The sequence below is a fragment of the Microbacterium sp. LMI1x-1-1.1 genome (assembly GCF_040676205.1).
GTDB classification, from domain to species: Bacteria; Actinomycetota; Actinomycetes; order Actinomycetales; family Microbacteriaceae; genus Microbacterium; species Microbacterium aquilitoris.
The window spans coordinates 1,239,568-1,256,048 of the sequence record NZ_JBEGHM010000002.1 but is presented as its reverse complement, the minus strand read 5'-3'; the positions used below and the strand labels follow the sequence as shown (position 1 = coordinate 1,256,048).

At 70.5% G+C, this 16,481-nt stretch carries 17 protein-coding genes and 1 rRNA gene; 17 read left to right on the top strand and 1 reads right to left on the bottom strand.

Annotated features, from left to right (window positions below; genetic code table 11):
• Positions 1-2: 2 nt before the first annotated feature.
• A 5S ribosomal RNA gene (gene rrf, locus MRBLMI1x_RS13865) occupies positions 3-119 on the top strand.
• A gap of 588 nt (positions 120-707) precedes the next feature.
• On the opposite strand, the gene MRBLMI1x_RS13860 is transcribed toward rrf, so the two are convergent.
• Positions 708-1,301 (bottom strand): hypothetical protein, encoded by a 594-nt coding sequence (locus tag MRBLMI1x_RS13860; RefSeq protein ID WP_363459373.1) that lies wholly within the window; start codon positions 1,299-1,301, stop codon positions 708-710.
• Between the two features lie 36 nt (positions 1,302-1,337).
• Here MRBLMI1x_RS13860 and MRBLMI1x_RS13855 point away from each other — a divergent pair, with 36 nt between their 5' ends.
• The 16 genes from MRBLMI1x_RS13855 to der all read left to right on the top strand — a co-directional run bounded on the left by MRBLMI1x_RS13855 (position 1,338) and on the right by der (position 16,439).
• Entirely contained in the window at positions 1,338-1,943 is a 606-nt protein-coding gene (locus MRBLMI1x_RS13855) for a hypothetical protein (RefSeq protein WP_363459371.1), read from the top strand.
• Positions 1,943-2,974, top strand: a complete 1,032-nt coding sequence (locus MRBLMI1x_RS13850; protein ID WP_363459369.1) for an HAD-IIA family hydrolase — start codon at positions 1,943-1,945, stop codon at positions 2,972-2,974. The genes MRBLMI1x_RS13855 and MRBLMI1x_RS13850 overlap by 1 nt, the downstream gene beginning before the upstream one ends.
• A gap of 56 nt (positions 2,975-3,030) precedes the next feature.
• Positions 3,031-3,195, top strand: coding sequence for a hypothetical protein (locus MRBLMI1x_RS13845; RefSeq protein WP_018186397.1), 165 nt, complete (start codon positions 3,031-3,033; stop codon positions 3,193-3,195).
• Positions 3,192-3,998 (top strand): TlyA family RNA methyltransferase, encoded by an 807-nt coding sequence (locus tag MRBLMI1x_RS13840; protein ID WP_020097581.1) that lies wholly within the window; start codon positions 3,192-3,194, stop codon positions 3,996-3,998. Before MRBLMI1x_RS13845 ends, MRBLMI1x_RS13840 begins: the two co-directional genes overlap by 4 nt.
• Positions 3,995-4,915: an NAD kinase gene (locus MRBLMI1x_RS13835; RefSeq protein WP_018186399.1), complete on the top strand. Its 921-nt coding sequence runs from the start codon at positions 3,995-3,997 to the stop codon at positions 4,913-4,915. Before MRBLMI1x_RS13840 ends, MRBLMI1x_RS13835 begins: the two co-directional genes overlap by 4 nt.
• Positions 4,912-6,606, top strand: a complete 1,695-nt coding sequence (gene recN / locus MRBLMI1x_RS13830) for a DNA repair protein RecN (protein WP_363459366.1) — start codon at positions 4,912-4,914, stop codon at positions 6,604-6,606. The genes MRBLMI1x_RS13835 and recN overlap by 4 nt, the downstream gene beginning before the upstream one ends.
• 37 nt (positions 6,607-6,643) lie before the next feature.
• The gene (locus MRBLMI1x_RS13825; protein WP_018186401.1) at positions 6,644-8,344 is read left to right on the top strand and encodes a CTP synthase; all 1,701 of its coding nucleotides are present in this window, start codon (positions 6,644-6,646) and stop codon (positions 8,342-8,344) included.
• 3 nt (positions 8,345-8,347) lie between these two features.
• Positions 8,348-8,998: an NUDIX domain-containing protein gene (locus MRBLMI1x_RS13820; protein WP_018186402.1), complete on the top strand. Its 651-nt coding sequence runs from the start codon at positions 8,348-8,350 to the stop codon at positions 8,996-8,998.
• A gap of 6 nt (positions 8,999-9,004) precedes the next feature.
• Entirely contained in the window at positions 9,005-9,928 is a 924-nt protein-coding gene (gene xerD / locus MRBLMI1x_RS13815) for a site-specific tyrosine recombinase XerD (RefSeq protein ID WP_018186403.1), read from the top strand.
• A gap of 148 nt (positions 9,929-10,076) precedes the next feature.
• Positions 10,077-10,910 carry a ParA family protein gene (locus tag MRBLMI1x_RS13810; protein WP_091362304.1) on the top strand — a complete coding sequence of 278 codons (834 nt, stop codon included), beginning with the start codon at positions 10,077-10,079 and terminating at the stop codon, positions 10,908-10,910.
• Positions 10,894-11,757 carry a segregation and condensation protein A gene (locus MRBLMI1x_RS13805; protein ID WP_363459363.1) on the top strand — a complete coding sequence of 288 codons (864 nt, stop codon included), beginning with the start codon at positions 10,894-10,896 and terminating at the stop codon, positions 11,755-11,757. The genes MRBLMI1x_RS13810 and MRBLMI1x_RS13805 overlap by 17 nt, the downstream gene beginning before the upstream one ends.
• Positions 11,747-12,352 (top strand): SMC-Scp complex subunit ScpB, encoded by a 606-nt coding sequence (scpB, locus tag MRBLMI1x_RS13800; RefSeq protein ID WP_018186406.1) that lies wholly within the window; start codon positions 11,747-11,749, stop codon positions 12,350-12,352. The genes MRBLMI1x_RS13805 and scpB overlap by 11 nt, the downstream gene beginning before the upstream one ends.
• Positions 12,349-13,131 (top strand): pseudouridine synthase, encoded by a 783-nt coding sequence (locus MRBLMI1x_RS13795; RefSeq protein ID WP_018186407.1) that lies wholly within the window; start codon positions 12,349-12,351, stop codon positions 13,129-13,131. The genes scpB and MRBLMI1x_RS13795 overlap by 4 nt, the downstream gene beginning before the upstream one ends.
• Complete coding sequence (locus MRBLMI1x_RS13790) at positions 13,128-14,243, top strand: prephenate dehydrogenase (protein WP_018186408.1); 1,116 nt, start codon at positions 13,128-13,130, stop codon at positions 14,241-14,243. The genes MRBLMI1x_RS13795 and MRBLMI1x_RS13790 overlap by 4 nt, the downstream gene beginning before the upstream one ends.
• Positions 14,236-14,913 carry a (d)CMP kinase gene (gene cmk, locus MRBLMI1x_RS13785; RefSeq protein ID WP_018186409.1) on the top strand — a complete coding sequence of 226 codons (678 nt, stop codon included), beginning with the start codon at positions 14,236-14,238 and terminating at the stop codon, positions 14,911-14,913. The genes MRBLMI1x_RS13790 and cmk overlap by 8 nt, the downstream gene beginning before the upstream one ends.
• Positions 14,910-16,439, top strand: a complete 1,530-nt coding sequence (der, locus tag MRBLMI1x_RS13780) for a ribosome biogenesis GTPase Der (RefSeq protein ID WP_018186410.1) — start codon at positions 14,910-14,912, stop codon at positions 16,437-16,439. The genes cmk and der overlap by 4 nt, the downstream gene beginning before the upstream one ends.
• The last annotated feature ends 42 nt before the right edge of the window (positions 16,440-16,481 follow it).

Genomic DNA, 16,481 nt, shown 5'->3' with positions numbered 1-16,481 from the left:
GTTTCGGCGGCCATAGCGTGAGGGAAACGCCCGGTTACATTCCGAACCCGGAAGCTAAGCCTCACAGCGCCGATGGTACTGCAGGGGGGACCCTGTGGGAGAGTAGGACACCGCCGGACTTCTTTCGTGAAATGGCCACCCAGAGTTGGGTGGCCATTTCTCGTTAACGCGTACGTGAGAGGACAGAGAAGATGACGGACGAGCAGCGCCCAGACAAGTCGGGCGGCAAACGGAAGTTCACCCCTGCTTCCTCGAGCTCACGCGGTGAGCGTTCGCGGGACCGCGGACGCCCTTCAGAAGGCGATCAGGACCGCCGTCCTTCCGAACGTCGCGGCAGCGGGCGAGGCTCCGCGCCACGCCGCGAGGGTGACCGCCCGTCGTATCCGAAGCGTGACGGCGACCGCCCGGCTTACCCGAAGCGCGATGGCGAGCGTCGTCCGTACGAGAAGCGTGATGGTGATCGCCCCTCCTACCCGAAGCGTGACGGCGAGCGTCGTCCGTACGAGAAGCGTGATGGTGATCGCCCCTCGTACCCGCGTCGTGACGGGGATCGTCCGTCGTACCCGAAGCGTGACGGCGAGCGTCGTCCGTATGAGAAGCGTGATGGTGATCGCCCCTCGTACCCGCGTCGTGACGGGGATCGTCCGTCGTACCCGCGTCGCGACGGAGACCGTCCTAGCTACCCCCCGCGTGACGGCGAACGTCGTTCATACGAGAAGCGTGACGGTGACCGTCCCTCGTACCCACGTCGCGATGGTGACCGTCCTTCCTACCCGAAGCGTGACGGAGAGCGTCGACCGTATGAGAAGCGCGATGGCGACCGTCCGTCGTACCCACGCCGCGACGGAGACCGTCCTTCCTACCCGCGCCGCGATGGTGACCGGCCCAGCTACCCGAACCGCGACGGCGAACACCGTCCGTACGAGAAGCGCGATGGTGACCGTCCCTCGTACCCGCGTCGCGATGGTGACCGGCCTAACTACTCGAAGCGTGACGGGGAGCGTCGTCCGTACGAGAAGCGCGATGGCGACCGCCCGTCGTACCCGCGTCGCGACGGCGACCGTCCGTCGTACCCGCAGCGCGACGGGGACCGTCGGTCTTCGCGGCCGCCGCAGGATTCGGACCGTCGGAACGTGCCGGCGGGTCCGGTCGTTCCCGATGAGGTCACGGCTCGCGACCTGAACGGTGCGGCCCGGAACGAGCTGAAGACTCTCAGTAAGGACAACGCCGAGCAGGTCGCACGGCACCTGGCCATGGCTGCCCGTCTCATCGACGAAGACCCCGCTCTTGCGCACGAGCACGCACTGGCGGCATCCCGTAGCGCTGGTCGGATCGCTGTGGTCCGCGAGACCGTCGCGATCACGGCCTACGCCGTCGGCGACTTCGCACTGGCCCTGCGCGAACTGCGGACGTTCCGCCGGATCTCCGGTCGTGACGACCAGATCGCGCTCATGGTCGACAGCGAGCGTGGCGTCGGTCGACCCGACCGTGCGCTCGAGGTCGGACGCGCCGTCGACCGTGCGTCCCTCCCGACCGACGTCCGCGTCGAGCTCGCAATCGCGATGTCCGGTGCACGGCTCGACCTGGGCCAGCCCGACCGTGCCCTGCAGGAGCTCGACATCCCCGAACTCGATCCCGACACCGCCTTCCCGTGGAGCCCCGGGCTGTTCGCTGCGCGAGCCGCCGTCCTCGAAGAACTCGGTCAGGTCGAGGAGGCCGCGCAGTGGCAGCGTCGTGCAGACATCGCCGCTGCGGCGCTCGGAGAGATCGACGCGGACTCCGAGACCATCGAGGTCGACGAGATCGATGAAATCGAGCTCGAGGACGAACCCGGGGAAGAATCCGAGGACGAACCCGGGGAAGAGGTCGACGACACCGAGGACGGCGACGCCGGGGGAGACCCGGCATCCGTTCAGGAGGAGGACGAGGAGGACCGCGCCTGATGGGTCTCTTCTCGCGTTCCCGATCGACACCGCTCGACGGCGTCGACCTGGTGCTCGCCGACCTCGACGGCGTCGTCTACGCGGGTGACGGTGCCATTCCTCATGCCGTCGAGAGTCTGAATGCAGCGCGGCGCGAACGTCCGCTCGCGTACATCACGAACAACGCGTCGCGACGTGACAGCGTTGTGGCCTCCCATCTCACCGAGCTCGGGCTCGAGACCCAGCCTCACGAGGTGGTCACCAGTCCGCAGGCCGCCGTGCGGCTGTTGCGGGACAGGGTTCCCACCGGATCGACGATCCTCGTCGTGGGTGGAGACGGACTGGCCTTCGAACTGGAGAAGGCGGGCTACACCGTCACACGCAGCGCCGACGACCATCCCGCGGCCGTGCTGCAGGGTTTCTCTCCCGACGTCGGCTGGGCGCAGCTCGCTGAAGCGGCCTATGCCCTGGCCCAGCCCGAAGATGAGGGCGGCATCCCTTGGATCGCCACCAACACCGACTGGACGATCCCGCAGTCTCGTGGCATCGCGCCCGGCAACGGCACCCTGGTCTCCGCCGTGCACACCGCGGTCGGTCGGCTCGCCACCGTGGCCGGCAAGCCGGAGCGTCCGATCTTCGACGAAGCGGTCGCACGCTTCGGGGCGCGGCATCCGCTCTTCATCGGCGATCGACTCGACACCGACATCGCCGGCGCGCAGGCTGCGGGGATCGAGTCGGTGCTGGTGCTCACCGGCATCGACCGGCCCAAGCACGTCCTCGCCGCTCCGAACTCCTCGAGGCCGACTTACCTCGTCGGCGACCTGCGGGAGCTCCACGAGCCGTACCCCGAGACGATCGTGAAGGGTGACGTGACGACCGTCGGCTCCGCCTCGGTTCGGATCGACGGGCCCGACGTGCACATCGTCACCGAGGGCGATCGTCCGATCGATCTCGTGCGCGCAGGTGCCGCGGCGATCTGGGGCACCGGACGCGCGATCTACGGCTTCCGGGTGCCGGAGCGGCTCTACGCGGACCCGTTCCACCGACGCTGACAACCGCTCCGCCGCGTTCACGTCCGCCGTCGTCCGCGCCGCGTAGGGTGGGTGACATGTCGATGGATGCTGCTGACGGCGACGCGCGCCGCGAGGACCTGCTCTCGACGCTCGATGTGATCGAGGACCAGCCGTTGGGCGAACGGGCGGCTGCGTACGCGCTCCTGCACGACGAGCTCGCGAAGCGTCTCGAATCGGGTCCCCGCGACCCGAACGCATGACCAGCCGGCTCGACGCGGCCGTCGCCGCCCGAGGCCTGGCGCGCAGCCGCACCCACGCCGCGCAGCTCATCGATGCGGGACTGGTGACCGTCGACGGCGAGCCCGTTGTGAAGGCCTCAGTCAAGGTCGGCGACGAGCAGCGCATCGAGGTCGCGGCATCCGACCACTACGTCAGCCGTGCCGCACACAAGCTCCTCGCCGCCCTCGACGCGTTCGGGGTCGACCCACGCGGGCGCGTCGCGCTCGACATGGGCGCGTCGACCGGGGGGTTCACGCAGGTGCTCGTCGAACGCGGCGCCGCACGGGTGCTCGCCGTCGACGTGGGGCACGGGCAGCTGGCGGCGGAGATCGCGGCCCTCCCGGAAGTAGCCGTCGTCGAAGGGTTCAACGTGCGGCACATGACGCGCGCCTCCCTCGCCGAGGCGAGCGGCGTCGCCGACGTGCCGACGCTCGTGACGGGCGATCTCTCGTTCATCTCGCTCACGCACGTCCTCCCCGCGGCGGCGTCGGTCTGCGCCCCGGCATCCGATCTGGTCCTGCTCGTGAAACCGCAGTTCGAAGTGGGCCGCACCGGGGTCCGCGAAGGACTGGTGACGGATGCCGGGCGTCGAGCCGACGCCGTCGCCACCGTCCTGTGGTCGGCGTGGGATGCCGGGCTCGGCACCCACGGCGTCATCGCCTCGCCGATCGCGGGAACGCACGGCAACCGCGAATTCCTCATCCATCTCCGACCCGGGACGAGCGACGACGCGAATCCGACACAATGGTTGGACACCGTGAACCGACTGGCGGGAGCCGCATGACCGACGCGACGCGCAACATCCTCGTGGTGGCGCACGCGCTCCGCGAGAACACGGTCGCAGGAGCCCGTCGCGTCGTCGAAGCGGTGCACGCGGCCGGCCTCCAGCCCGTCGTGCCGGGCGACGACCCCGAGCTCGCCGCGGCCCTCGGGGACCTCGACACCGTGGTCCTCGGCGAGGGCGGCATCGACGTCACCGACATCGAGGTCGCGATCGTCCTCGGTGGCGACGGCACGATCCTGCGCGCCGCCGAGCTGGTGCGGGCGGCATCCGTCCCCCTTCTCGGCGTCAACATGGGTCACGTCGGCTTCCTCGCCGAACTCGAGGCGGACGGCGTCGACGAAGCGATCCGCCGGGCGCTCGCGCGGGATTACGAGATCCATGAGCGGATGACGCTGTCGGTCGAGGTTCGAGACGCCGACGGCGACGTCGTCTACTCGACCTGGGCTCTGAACGAAGCCACGGTCGAGAAGGCGTCGCGGGAGCGGATGCTCGAGGTCATGATCGAGATCGACGATCGCCCCTTGTCGGCTTTCGGGTGCGACGGCGTCGTGGTCGCCACTCCCACGGGCTCGACGGCGTACAACTTCTCGGCCGGCGGCCCCGTCGTGTGGCCCTCCGTGCAGGCGCTCTGCCTCGTCCCGCTGTCGGCGCACGCGCTGTTCGCCCGACCGGTCGTCCTCGGTCCCGAGACCTCCGTGTCGATCGACGTCCTCCAGCGGAATCAGGGCAGGGGAGTGCTCTGGTGCGACGGACGCCGTTCGCACGACCTTCCGCCCGGTGCCCGCGTGGTCGTGCGGCGATCGGGACGCCCGGTCCGCCTCGCACGCCTGCATCGCTCGGCCTTCACCGACCGACTGGTGCGCAAGTTCCAGCTCCCCATCGCGGGCTGGCGCGGCGGTGCGGAGGCCTCGCTGTGATCGAGCAGATCCGGCTTAGGGATCTCGGCGTGATCGCGGGGGCGACCTTGCCGATCGGGCCGGGGTTCACCGCGGTGACGGGTGAGACCGGTGCCGGCAAGACGATGGTCGTGACGGGGCTCGGGCTCCTTCTCGGCCAGCGTGCCGACTCGGGCGCGGTGCGGGCCGGTGCGGATCAGGCCGCGGTCGACGGAGTGTGGATCGTCCCCGAGGACGGCCCGGTGGTCGAGCGCGTGCGGGATGCCGGTGGCGACGTCGAACCCATCGGAGACGGACGCGCGGAACTCTACCTGGGGCGGACGCTGTCGAGCGAGGGACGCAGCCGCGCCACGGTGGGCGGCAGGACGGCTCCCGCCGGAGTGCTCGCCGACCTCGCCGACCAGTTGGTCGTCGTCCACGGGCAGTCCGATCAGCTGCGGCTCACGTCGGCCGCGGCCCAGCGCGAGGCCCTCGACCGCTTCGGCGGCGCGACGGTCGCCGACGCGCTCGACCGGTACCGCCGGGTGTGGGATGCCTGGCGCACCGCGGCCGCGGAACTCGAGACCCTGACGACCGAGCAGACGTCCCGCGCCCGTGAGGCAACGGAGCTCCGGGCCGCGATCGCGGACATCGAGGCGGTCGACCCGCAGCCGGGGGAGGACCTCGAGCTCACGCAGCGCGCAGATCGCCTGGCGAACGCCGAGGAACTGCGGATGGCGGCGGCGACGGCGCACACGGCACTCTCGAACGAGGACGACCTGCCCGACGTGCAGGCCCTCCTCGCCGAGGCGCGGCGCGCGCTCGAACGCGCCGCCGGTTCGGACGAGGCGCTGCGCGGCCACGCCGCGGCGATCGAGGAACTCGGGTACCGGGTGGCCGACATCGCCGGCGAGCTGAGCGGATATCTCGCCGACCTCGACGAGGGCGGCCCCCATGAACTCGCCGCCGTCGAGGAGCGTCGCGCTGCCCTGGGCGCACTCATCCGCGCGCACGGATCGCTCGACGAGGCGATCGCGCTCCTCGCGACCGGGTCCGCCCGTCTCGCCGAGCTCGACGACGACGGCGACCGCATCGAGCGGCTCATCGTCGAACGCGATCGCCTCCGAGACGACCTCGACACGCGCGCCGCCGAGCTCACGGACGCGCGGCGGGCGGCGGCATCCCGACTCGGCGACGCCGTCACCGAGGAACTCCGTCATCTGGCGCTGCCGGACGCGCGGCTGACGGTCGCCGTCGACCCGGGGGCTGAGGCGGCGCACGGCCGCGACGTCGTGACGATCCAACTCGCGCCGCACCCGGGTGCCTCGCCTCGTCCGGTCGCCCGCGGAGCGTCCGGCGGTGAGCTCAGTCGCGTCATGCTCGCGATCGAAGTGGTGATCGCGGCGACCGACCCGGTTCCGACGTTCGTCTTCGACGAAGTGGATGCCGGTATCGGCGGCGCCGCCGCGATCGAGGTCGGCCGGCGACTCGCCAAGCTCGCCGAGACGAGTCAGGTGATCGCGGTCACGCATCTCGCACAGGTGGCGGCGTTCGCCGGCAATCACCTGTCGGTCGTGAAGTCCAACGACGGGTCGGTCACCGCCTCCAGCGTGCGCCGACTGGAAGGCGATGAACGCGCCGCCGAGATGGCGCGCCTGCTGTCGGGCATGGCTGACTCGGATGCCGCGCTGGACCACGCGCGCGAGCTGCTGGCCCTCGGACGGGCGCGCTGAGACCGGGCACCCGAGAGGGCTGATAGAGTGAAAGCCCGTGACGGACTCTTCGGGCGCGGGACGCAAAAACAACGACATCACCAAGCACATCTTCGTGACGGGTGGTGTCGTTTCGTCTCTCGGCAAGGGTCTGACCGCCGCCAGCCTCGGTAACCTCCTCACCGCGCGCGGCCTGCGTGTCGTGATGCAGAAGCTCGACCCGTACCTGAACGTCGACCCGGGCACGATGAACCCGTTCCAGCACGGCGAGGTCTTCGTCACCGACGACGGCGCCGAGACCGACCTCGACATCGGCCACTACGAGCGCTTCCTCGACATCGAGCTGAGCCAGGCGGCGAACGTCACGACGGGTCAGATCTACTCCGAGGTCATCGCCAAGGAGCGCCGCGGCGAGTACCTGGGCGACACGGTCCAGGTGATCCCGCACATCTCCGATGAGATCAAGCGGCGCATGCGCCTGCAGGCGAGCGAAGAGCCCCGCCCCGACGTGATCATCACCGAGGTCGGCGGCACGGTCGGCGACATCGAGTCGCAGCCGTTCATCGAGTCGGCGCGCCAGATCCGCCATGAGCTCGGCCGCGACAACGTCTTCTTCGTGCACGTCTCGCTGGTCCCGTTCATGGGCGCCTCGGGCGAGCAGAAGACCAAGCCCACGCAGCACTCCGTCGCGATGCTCCGCTCCATCGGCATCCAGCCCGACGCCCTCGTCCTGCGGAGCGACCGCCCCGTCACCGAGTCCAACAAGCGCAAGATCGCGCTCATGTGCGACGTCGACGAGGACGCGGTCATCAACACCGTCGACCTGCCGAGCATCTACGACATCCCCTCGACGCTCAGCGACCAGGGTCTCGACGCGTACATCGTGCGCCGCCTGGGCCTGGACGCCAAGGCGGGCGACATCGACTGGACCCGCTGGAACAAGGTCCTCAACGCCGTCCACAACCCCAAGCACGAGGTCACGGTCGGCCTCGTCGGCAAGTACATCGACCTGCCCGACGCGTACCTCTCGGTCACCGAGGCCCTGAAGGCGGGCGGATTCGCGCAGGAGACGAAGGTCCAGATCGTGTGGATCCCCTCCGACCTGTGCGAGACGCCCGAGGGTGCGGCGAAGGCCCTGTCGGCGGTCGACGGCATCGTCATCCCGGGTGGCTTCGGCATCCGGGGCATCGAGGGCAAGCTGGGCGCGCTGAAGTTCGCCCGCGAGCAGGGACTGCCCACCCTCGGCATCTGCCTCGGTCTGCAGTGCATGGTCATCGAGTACGCCCGCCACGTCGCGGGCATCGAGGACGCGTCCTCGAGCGAGTTCGACCCCGAGACGCCGCACCCGGTCATCGCGACCATGGCGGAGCAGGTCGACATCCTTGACCGCGGCGACATGGGCGGCACGATGCGCCTGGGCCTGTACGAGGCTGCGCTGGCCGAGGGGTCCCTCGCCGCGGAGCTGTACGGCTCGGACCGCGCCACCGAGCGTCACCGGCACCGCTACGAGGTCAACAACACGTACCGTCAGCAGATCGCCGATGCGGGCCTCTGGTTCTCGGGGCTGAACCCCGACCTCGATCTCGTCGAGTACGTCGAGCTGCCCCGCGACGTGCACCCGTACTACATCGCGACGCAGGCGCACCCCGAGCTGCGCTCGCGCCCCACCGAGGCGAACCCGCTCTTCCGCGGTCTCATCGCCGCGGCGCTCGAGCGGCACCGCTCGAGCGAGCTGTTCGACGTCGAGAACGAGGACTGAGCCGTGACGGATGCCGCGCCGCTGCAGGACGACGCCGTCACCGTCGAGGTGACCGAGACCCAGACGGTCTTCGAGGGGCGGGTCTGGAACCTGCGCCGCGACGCGTTCACCTACGGCGAGGGCTCGATCGTGCGGGAGTACGTCGACCACTCCGGCGCCGTCGCCGTCCTGGCGCTCGACGAGGAGGGACGCGTGCTCCTCATCCGGCAGTACCGTCACCCGGTGGGGTTCCGCGAATGGGAGATCCCTGCCGGCCTGCTGGACGTGCCGGGGGAGGACCCCCTCGAGGCGGCGAAGCGCGAGCTCGCCGAGGAGGCCGACCTGACCGCAGAACGGTGGGACGTGCTGTCGGACTTCTTCACGAGCCCCGGCGGCAGCGACGAGGCCATCCGCATCTACCTGGCACGCGGGCTCGCGGCGACGCCTGAAGCGTTCGCCCGCACCGACGAGGAAGCCGACATCGAGGTGCGCTGGGTCGCGCTCGACGACGTCGTGGACGCCGTTCTGGCGCGGAAGCTCCAGAATCCGTCTCTCGTGATCGCGGCCCTGGCCGCCGCTGCCGGCCGCTCCCGTGAGTGGACGACGCTCGGCGCCGCCGACGCGCCGTGGCCCGGACGCTCGCGTCCCGTGGGCGCGGACCGACCGCAGGGCTGAGGCGCCGTGAGGCTCGCTCGCGCCGTCGACGCGTTCCTCCGGCACATCACCATCGAGCGCGGACTCTCGGCGCACACCGTCGCGGCGTACCGTCGCGACCTCTCCGGCTACCTCGACTGGCTCGACGAGCACGGAGTCGACGACACCGACGCCGTGACGGGGGAGCTCGTGACGAGGTTCGCCGCGGAGCGCGCGGCATCCGATCCACCACCCGCCTCGACGTCGCTGGCCCGGCTGCAGTCGGCCATCCGCAGCTTCCACCGCTTCCTCGCGCGGGAGGGAATCGTGACGGAGGATCCGACCACGAAGCTCCGGCCTCCCAAGGCGCCGATGCGTCTGCCGAAGGCGCTGCCCGTCGAGGACGTGCTCCGGCTGTTGGATGCGGCCGGTCCCGCGCCCGAGGACGCCGCGCCGGGCGAGCTGGTGGGCTTGCGCGATCGCGCGCTGCTGGAGCTCCTCTACGCGACCGGGGCCCGTGTCTCGGAGATCATCGATCTGGATGTCGACGACCTCATGCACGGGGAGGTCCTGCGCGTGCGGGGCAAGGGCTCGAAGGAGCGGATCGTCCCGGTCGGCTCGTACGCCCGGGTCTCGGTCGACGCCTACCTCACGCGCGTGAGGCCGGAGCTGTCGCGCCGCGGACGCGCGACGCCGCGTGCGTTCCTGGGCGCGCGGGGAGCTCCGCTGTCGCGCCAGAGCGCATGGCTCGTGATCCAGCAGGCCGCGGAGCGGGCGGGGATCACCGCGCACGTCTCTCCGCATACGCTCCGGCACTCGTTCGCGACGCACCTGTTGCAGGGCGGCGCCGACGTCCGCGTCGTGCAGGAGCTCCTCGGCCACGCCTCGGTCGCCACGACCCAGATCTACACGCACGTCACCGTGGACGCGCTCCGCGACGTCTACCTCACCTCGCACCCGCGCGCGAGATGAGCTCCGGCTCCCCACCCTGCGGGGAGTCGCTCCACGGCGCGCCGCGGCGGGATGACTAGACTCGGGTGAGCACGGCGAAGGCGGGAGATCAGTGGCGAGCAAGCGGAGTACGGCGGACGTCGATTCGACGGTGGCGACCGACACCCCGATGGGGCCGACGGGTCGCCCCTACCACGGCTTCCCGACCCCGCCGAAGCTCGACGGCCACGGTCCCGCGCGCATCATCTCGCTGTGCAATCAGAAGGGCGGCGTCGGCAAGACGACGACCACCATCAACCTGGCCGCAGGCCTGGCCTCGTACGGCCGCCGCGTGCTCGCGGTCGACTTCGACCCGCAGGGCGCCCTGTCCGCCGGTCTCGGCGTGCAGACGCACGAGACGGCGACGATCTACGACCTCCTCCTCGACCCGAAGCGCGACCCCCACGAGGTCATCGTGTCGACGTCGGTCGAGGGCCTCGACATCCTGCCCGCGAACATCGACCTGTCGGCAGCAGAGGTCCACCTCGTCAACGAGGTGGCCCGCGAGACGATCCTGGCCCGGGTGCTCCGCAAGGTGGCCGGCGACTACGACGTCATCCTCATCGACTGCCAGCCCTCGCTCGGCCTGCTCACCGTCAACGCGCTGACGGCGAGTCACGGTGTGCTGATCCCGCTCGAGTGCGAGTTCTTCGCGCTGCGCGGTGTGGCGCTGCTCATCGAGACGATCGACAAGGTCCGCGACCGCCTGAACCCGGCGATCGAGCTCGACGGCGTGCTCGCGACGATGTACGACCCGCGCACGCTGCACTCGCGCGAGGTCCTCGAGCGCGTCGTGGACGCCTTCGGTGATGACGTGCTCGAGACGGTCATCGGCCGCACGGTGAAGTTCCCCGACGCCTCGGTCGCGGGCGTGCCGATCACCAAGTTCGCTCCCGAGCACTCCGCCGCCCAGGCGTACCTGCGCCTCGCGCGGGAGCTGGTCTCCCGTGGCGCCGTCGCCTAAGGACGTCGCCGACGCCGACGCTGCGCCGCCGCGGGCGGACACCCCAGAGGCCGAGACGGCATCCGGCGATCGCTTCCGCGTGTCGCTCGGGAACTTCGACGGACCGTTCGACCTGCTCCTGACCCTCATCTCCAAGCACGAGCTCGACATCACCGAGGTCTCGCTCAGCAAGGTCACCGACGAGTTCATCTCGTACCTGAAGGGGCTCGACGACGACGCCGATCTCGACCAGGCATCCGAGTTCCTGGTGGTCGCGGCGACGCTGCTCGACATGAAGGTCGCGGGGCTGCTGCCGCAGGGCGAGTTGGTGGATGCCGAATCCGTCGCCCTGCTCGAGGCCCGCGACCTGCTCTTCGCCCGTCTGCTGCAGTACCGCGCCTTCAAGGAGGTGTCCGCGTGGTTCGCACGGTGCCTGGAGCGGGAGGGCAAACGCCACGCGCGCGCCGTTCGGCTCGATGAGAAGCACCGTCGGGCCGTACCCGAGCTCGTCTGGACGCTGTCTCCCGACGACTTCGCGGCGATCGCCATGTTCGCGTTCGCGCCGAAGGAGATCCCGCACGTCGGGCTGGATCACCTGCACGCGCCGCTCGTCTCGATCCGGGAGCAGGCCGCGATCGTCGTGACGCTGCTGCGGGATGCCGGTCAGCTCAACTTCCGCGAGCTCGTCGCCGGAGTCACGCAGACCGGCGTCGTCGTGGCCCGTTTCATCGCCGTCCTCGAGCTCTACCGTCATGCCGCGCTGTCGTTCGAGCAGCTCGAGCCGCTCGGCGAATTGACGCTGCGCTGGACCGCCGACCGGTGGTCCGAAGAGAACCTCGCCACACTGGGAGCCGACTATGACCGATGACGCCACCGAGATCGAGGCGCCACCGCGTTCGCAGGACGCCGGGGACATCGCACGCCGCCTCGAGGCGATCCTCATGATCATCGACGAGCCGCAGAGCCTCGTCTCGCTCGCCGCCGCCGTCGGCGCGCCCGTCGCCGCCGTCCGCCGCGCGGTCGACGAGCTCGTCGCCGACTACGACGGGGAGCGTTCCGGGCCGCGGCGCGGGTTCGAACTGCGCGAGGTCGGCGGCGGGTGGCGGTTCTACGTCCGCGACGAGCACGACGATCTGGTGGCCGAATTCGTGAACGGCCAGGCGCCGTCGCGACTGTCGCAGGCCGCGCTCGAGACGCTGGCCGTCATCGCCTACAAGCAGCCGGTGTCGCGCAGTCAGGTCGCCTCGATCCGCGCCGTCAACGTCGACTCCGTCGTCCGGACGCTCCTCGCCCGCGGCCTCATCACCGAGGCCTTCACCGACCCCGAGACCGGGGCCATCAACTACCGCACCACCGACGCGCTGCTCGGCCACCTGGGGATCAACTCCCTCGACGAGCTGCCCCCCATCTCCCCGCTGCTGGACGACGGCTCCGCGGGATTCGAAGGAGAGACCATCCGATGAACGAGCAGTCCGACGAGAACCGGGTCCGCCTGCAGAAGATCCTCGCGAATGCGGGCGTCGCCTCGCGCCGCGTCTGCGAGCAGTACATCGTCGAGGGTCGCGTGCGGGTCAACGGCGTCGTCGTCACCGAACTCGGGTCGCGCATCAATCCGGAGACCGACCAGGTCGACGTCGACGGCACCGCGATTCAGCTCGACACGAGCAAGCGGTACGTCATCCTCAACAAGCCCACCGGCGTCGTGTCGTCGATGAAGGACGACCAGGGGCGCCCCGACCTGCGGCGCTTCACGAAGGACTGGCCCGAGCGTCTCTACAACGTCGGCCGACTGGATGCCGAGACGAGTGGCCTCCTCGTCCTCACCAACGACGGCGAGCTCGCCCACGTCCTCGCGCACCCGTCGTTCGGCGTCACGAAGGTCTACATCGCGAAGGTGTCGGGCCGTGTGCTGCCGCAGACCATCGCGCAGCTCACCCGGGGCGTCGAGCTCGAGGACGGCCCGATCGCCGCCGACAAGGCCCGGCTGCTCGACGCGAGCGGTGACACGAGCCTCGTCGAGCTGACGCTGCACTCGGGGCGCAACCGCATCGTCCGCCGCATGATGGCGGCCGTCGGGCACCCCGTCGAGGAGCTGGTCCGCCGCCAGTTCGGTCCCCTGCACCTGGGCACGCTCCCAGCGGGTCGGGCACGCGAGTTGACTACAGTGGAGCGTGGTGCGCTGTTGACTCTCGCGCGCCAGGCGGAGACCCCGCCCGGGGATCCCACTCAGGAGCAGTTGTGACCGACGCCATCGACGCGCGCGCCCGCGCCGTCCGCACGAGCGGGCTCGTCCGCATCGTCGGCGCGGGCCTGCTCGGTTCGAGCATCGGTCATGCGCTCCGCGCGCTCGGCGTCGACGTCGTCCTCGCGGACGCGTCACCTGCTCAGCTCCGACTCGCCGTCGACTACGGGGCGGGCCGCGCTGCCCGTGACGACGACCGCCCGGACCTCGTCGTCGTCGCCGTTCCGCCGGACGTCACGGCCGACGTCATCGAGCGCGAACTCGGCGCCCACCCCGACGCCGTCGTCACGGACGTCGCGAGCGTCAAGCTCGAACCGCTGCTCGCGCTGCGCGAGCGCGGCGTCGATCTCTCCCGCTACATCGGGTCCCACCCGATGGCCGGTCGCGAACGCGGCGGAGCCATCTCGGCGCGCGCCGACATCTTCTTCGGCCGCCCGTGGGTCATCTGCCGCGACGAGGAGACCTCGGCGCGCGACCTCGCCGTCGTGGAAGGGCTCGCCCTCGACCTCGGCGCCAGCCTCGTCGAGATGACCCCCGAGGCGCACGACCGCTCCGTGGCTCTCGTCTCGCACGTGCCGCAGCTCGTGGCATCCCTCCTCGCCGGACGCTTCGTCGGGGCGGAGGACGCGTCGCTGCGTCTCGCGGGCCAGGGCGTCCGCGACACGACCCGCATCGCGGCATCCGCCCCCGAACTGTGGGTGCAGATCCTCGGTGCCAACGCGCAGCCGGTCGTCGACGTCCTCGACGCCCTCGCCGCCGATCTGACCGCCGTCGCCGGCGCGCTCCGCGACCCCGACGCTCCCGGTTCGCGTCGCGCCGTGGCCGACACGATCCGCCGCGGCAACGAGGGCGTCGAACGCCTGCCCGGCAAGCACGGTCAGAACCGCCGATTCGAGACGGTGGTCGTCATGGTCGACGACACCCCCGGTCAACTGGGCCGGCTGTTCGGCGACCTCGGCGACCTCGGCGTCAACGTCGAGGACTTCCGTCTCGAGCACTCGCCGGGAGCCCAATTCGGTCTCGGCGAGATCAGTGTCGTCCCGTCCGCCGTCTCCGTCGCCACCGACGGTCTCGCGGCACGCGGGTGGAAGATTGCGAGCCTCAATGACTGACCCCATCACCATCGCCATCGACGGCCCCGCGGGCAGCGGCAAGTCGAGCGTGTCGAAGGAGGCCGCCCGACGGCTCGGCTTCGGCTACCTCGATACCGGTGCCGCCTACCGGGCGTTGGCCTGGCACGTGCTCCAGCACGGCGCGGACACGTCCGACGCGGCTGCGGTCGTCGACGCCGCCGGCGACTTCGACTACGCCATCTCGCTCGACCCCGACGAGTACTGGGTGCGGGTCGGGGACACCTCGGTCACCGAAGCGATCCGCGAGCCGCGAGTCAGCTCCGCCGTGAGCGGCGTCGCCCGCGTGCCGGTGATCCGGGAGCAGGTGAACGTCCTGTTCCGTCGCCTCGTGGCCGACTCCGGTCGCCCCGGCGTCATCGTCGAGGGTCGCGACATCACGACCGTCGTCGCCCCCGACGCCCCCGTGCGGATCCTCCTGACCGCTGCCCCCGAGGTGCGCGCCGCGCGGCGCAGCGCCGAATTGACCACAGAGGATGCCGCGGCTGTGGCCGCCGCGCTGCACAAGCGTGACGCATCCGACTCCCAGGTCGTCGACTTCCTCACCGCCGCCCCCGGCGTGACGGTCGTCGACTCGACCGACCTGGACTTCGCACAGACCGTCGACGCCGTCCTGGACGTCGTGCGGTCGGGAACGGAAGGCTCACGATGAGCGCCGAAGACGACTACGAATACGACGGCGGGCCCGACCAGCTCGAGGAGAAGCTCGCCAACCTCGACGAGGATCTCGCCGAGCAGCGCGCCGCCGCCCTGCGCGCCTCGCTCGCCGACTACGAGCTCGACGAGGAGGACGACGACCTGCTCGCCGGCTTCACCGCGGGTGGCGAGGTCGTCGAGATGCTCCCGGCGCTGCCGGTCGTGGCGATCGTCGGACGGCCGAACGTCGGCAAGTCGGCCCTCGTCAACCGCATCCTCGGCCGCCGCGAGGCCGTCGTCGAGGACACCCCCGGTGTCACGCGCGACCGCGTGAGCTACAAGGCCGAGTGGATGGACCGCCGCTTCACGCTCGTCGACACCGGCGGCTGGGAGCACGACGCCAAGGGCATCGACCGCTCCGTCGCCGCCCAGGCCGAGATCGCGATCGAGCTGTGCGACGTCGTCATGTTCGTCGTCGACGCGATGGTCGGCGCGACGGCGACCGACGAGCAGGTCGTCCGCATGCTCCGCAAAACCGACAAGCCGGTCTTCCTCGTCGCCAACAAGATCGACGACGCCCGTCAGGAGCCCGAAGCCGCAGCGCTCTGGAACCTGGGTCTCGGCGAGCCGCACCCCGTCTCGGCCATCCACGGCCGCGGCGTCGCCGACCTGCTCGACGAGATCATGAAGGTGCTTCCCGAGGTCTCGGCCGTCGCCAAGAACGAGCTCGGCGGCCCCCGCCGCGTGGCGATCCTCGGTCGCCCGAACGTCGGCAAGTCGTCGCTGTTGAACAAGGCCGCGGGCGAGGAGCGCGTCGTCGTCAACGACCTCGCCGGCACGACCCGCGACCCCGTGGACGAAGTCGTCGAGCTCGGCGGCAAGCTCTGGCGTCTGGTCGACACCGCCGGCATCCGTCGTCGCGTGCACCTGCAGCAGGGCGCCGACTTCTACGCGTCGCTGCGCACCAGCGCGGCCCTCGAGAAGGCCGAGGTCGCCGTCGTCGTCCTCGATGTGACCGAGTCGATCAGCGTGCAGGACCTCAACATCATCGATCTGGTCCTCGAGTCCGGTCGTGCGCTCGTCCTCGCCTTCAACAAGTGGGATCGCCTGAACGACGAGGACATGGACAACGCCGATCGCCGCCGCTACCTCGAGCGCGAGATCGAGCAGGACCTCGCGCACGTCACGTGGGCGCCGCGCGTGAACCTGTCGGCACGCACCGGCCGTCACCTCGACAAGCTCGTCCCGGCTCTCGAGACGGCGCTCGAGTCGTGGGACCAGCGCATCCCGACCGGCAAGTTCAACGCGTTCCTCGCCGAACTGATCGCCGAGCACCCGCACCCGCTCCGCGGCGGCAAGCAGCCCCGCATCCTGTTCGGCACGCAGGCGTCGACGCGCCCGCCGACATTCGTGCTGTTCACGACCGGGTTCCTCGACCCGGGCTACCGCCGGTTCATCCAGCGGCGCCTGCGCGAGATCTTCGGCTTCGAGGGCACGCCGATCGTCACGAACATGCGCGTGCGCGAGCGTCGGCAGCGCTGACGCCCGTCCACCGTCGCTTCGAGAGGAGATGACGGTTCGCGA

What these genes read in the sequence shown, in the direction of transcription:
- MRBLMI1x_RS13840 (WP_020097581.1), top strand. Translation starts at nt 3,192, where the DNA reads ATGACCAGCCGGCTCGACGCGGCCGTCGCCGCCCGAGGCCTGGCGCGC.
- cmk (WP_018186409.1), top strand. Translation starts at nt 14,236, where the DNA reads ATGACTGACCCCATCACCATCGCCATCGACGGCCCCGCGGGCAGCGGC.
- scpB (WP_018186406.1), top strand. Translation starts at nt 11,747, where the DNA reads ATGACCGATGACGCCACCGAGATCGAGGCGCCACCGCGTTCGCAGGAC.
- MRBLMI1x_RS13795 (WP_018186407.1), top strand. Translation starts at nt 12,349, where the DNA reads ATGAACGAGCAGTCCGACGAGAACCGGGTCCGCCTGCAGAAGATCCTC.
- MRBLMI1x_RS13850 (WP_363459369.1), top strand. Translation starts at nt 1,943, where the DNA reads ATGGGTCTCTTCTCGCGTTCCCGATCGACACCGCTCGACGGCGTCGAC.
- MRBLMI1x_RS13845 (WP_018186397.1), top strand. Translation starts at nt 3,031, where the DNA reads ATGTCGATGGATGCTGCTGACGGCGACGCGCGCCGCGAGGACCTGCTC.
- MRBLMI1x_RS13835 (WP_018186399.1), top strand. Translation starts at nt 3,995, where the DNA reads ATGACCGACGCGACGCGCAACATCCTCGTGGTGGCGCACGCGCTCCGC.
- MRBLMI1x_RS13810 (WP_091362304.1), top strand. Translation starts at nt 10,077, where the DNA reads ATGGGGCCGACGGGTCGCCCCTACCACGGCTTCCCGACCCCGCCGAAG.
- der (WP_018186410.1), top strand. Translation starts at nt 14,910, where the DNA reads ATGAGCGCCGAAGACGACTACGAATACGACGGCGGGCCCGACCAGCTC.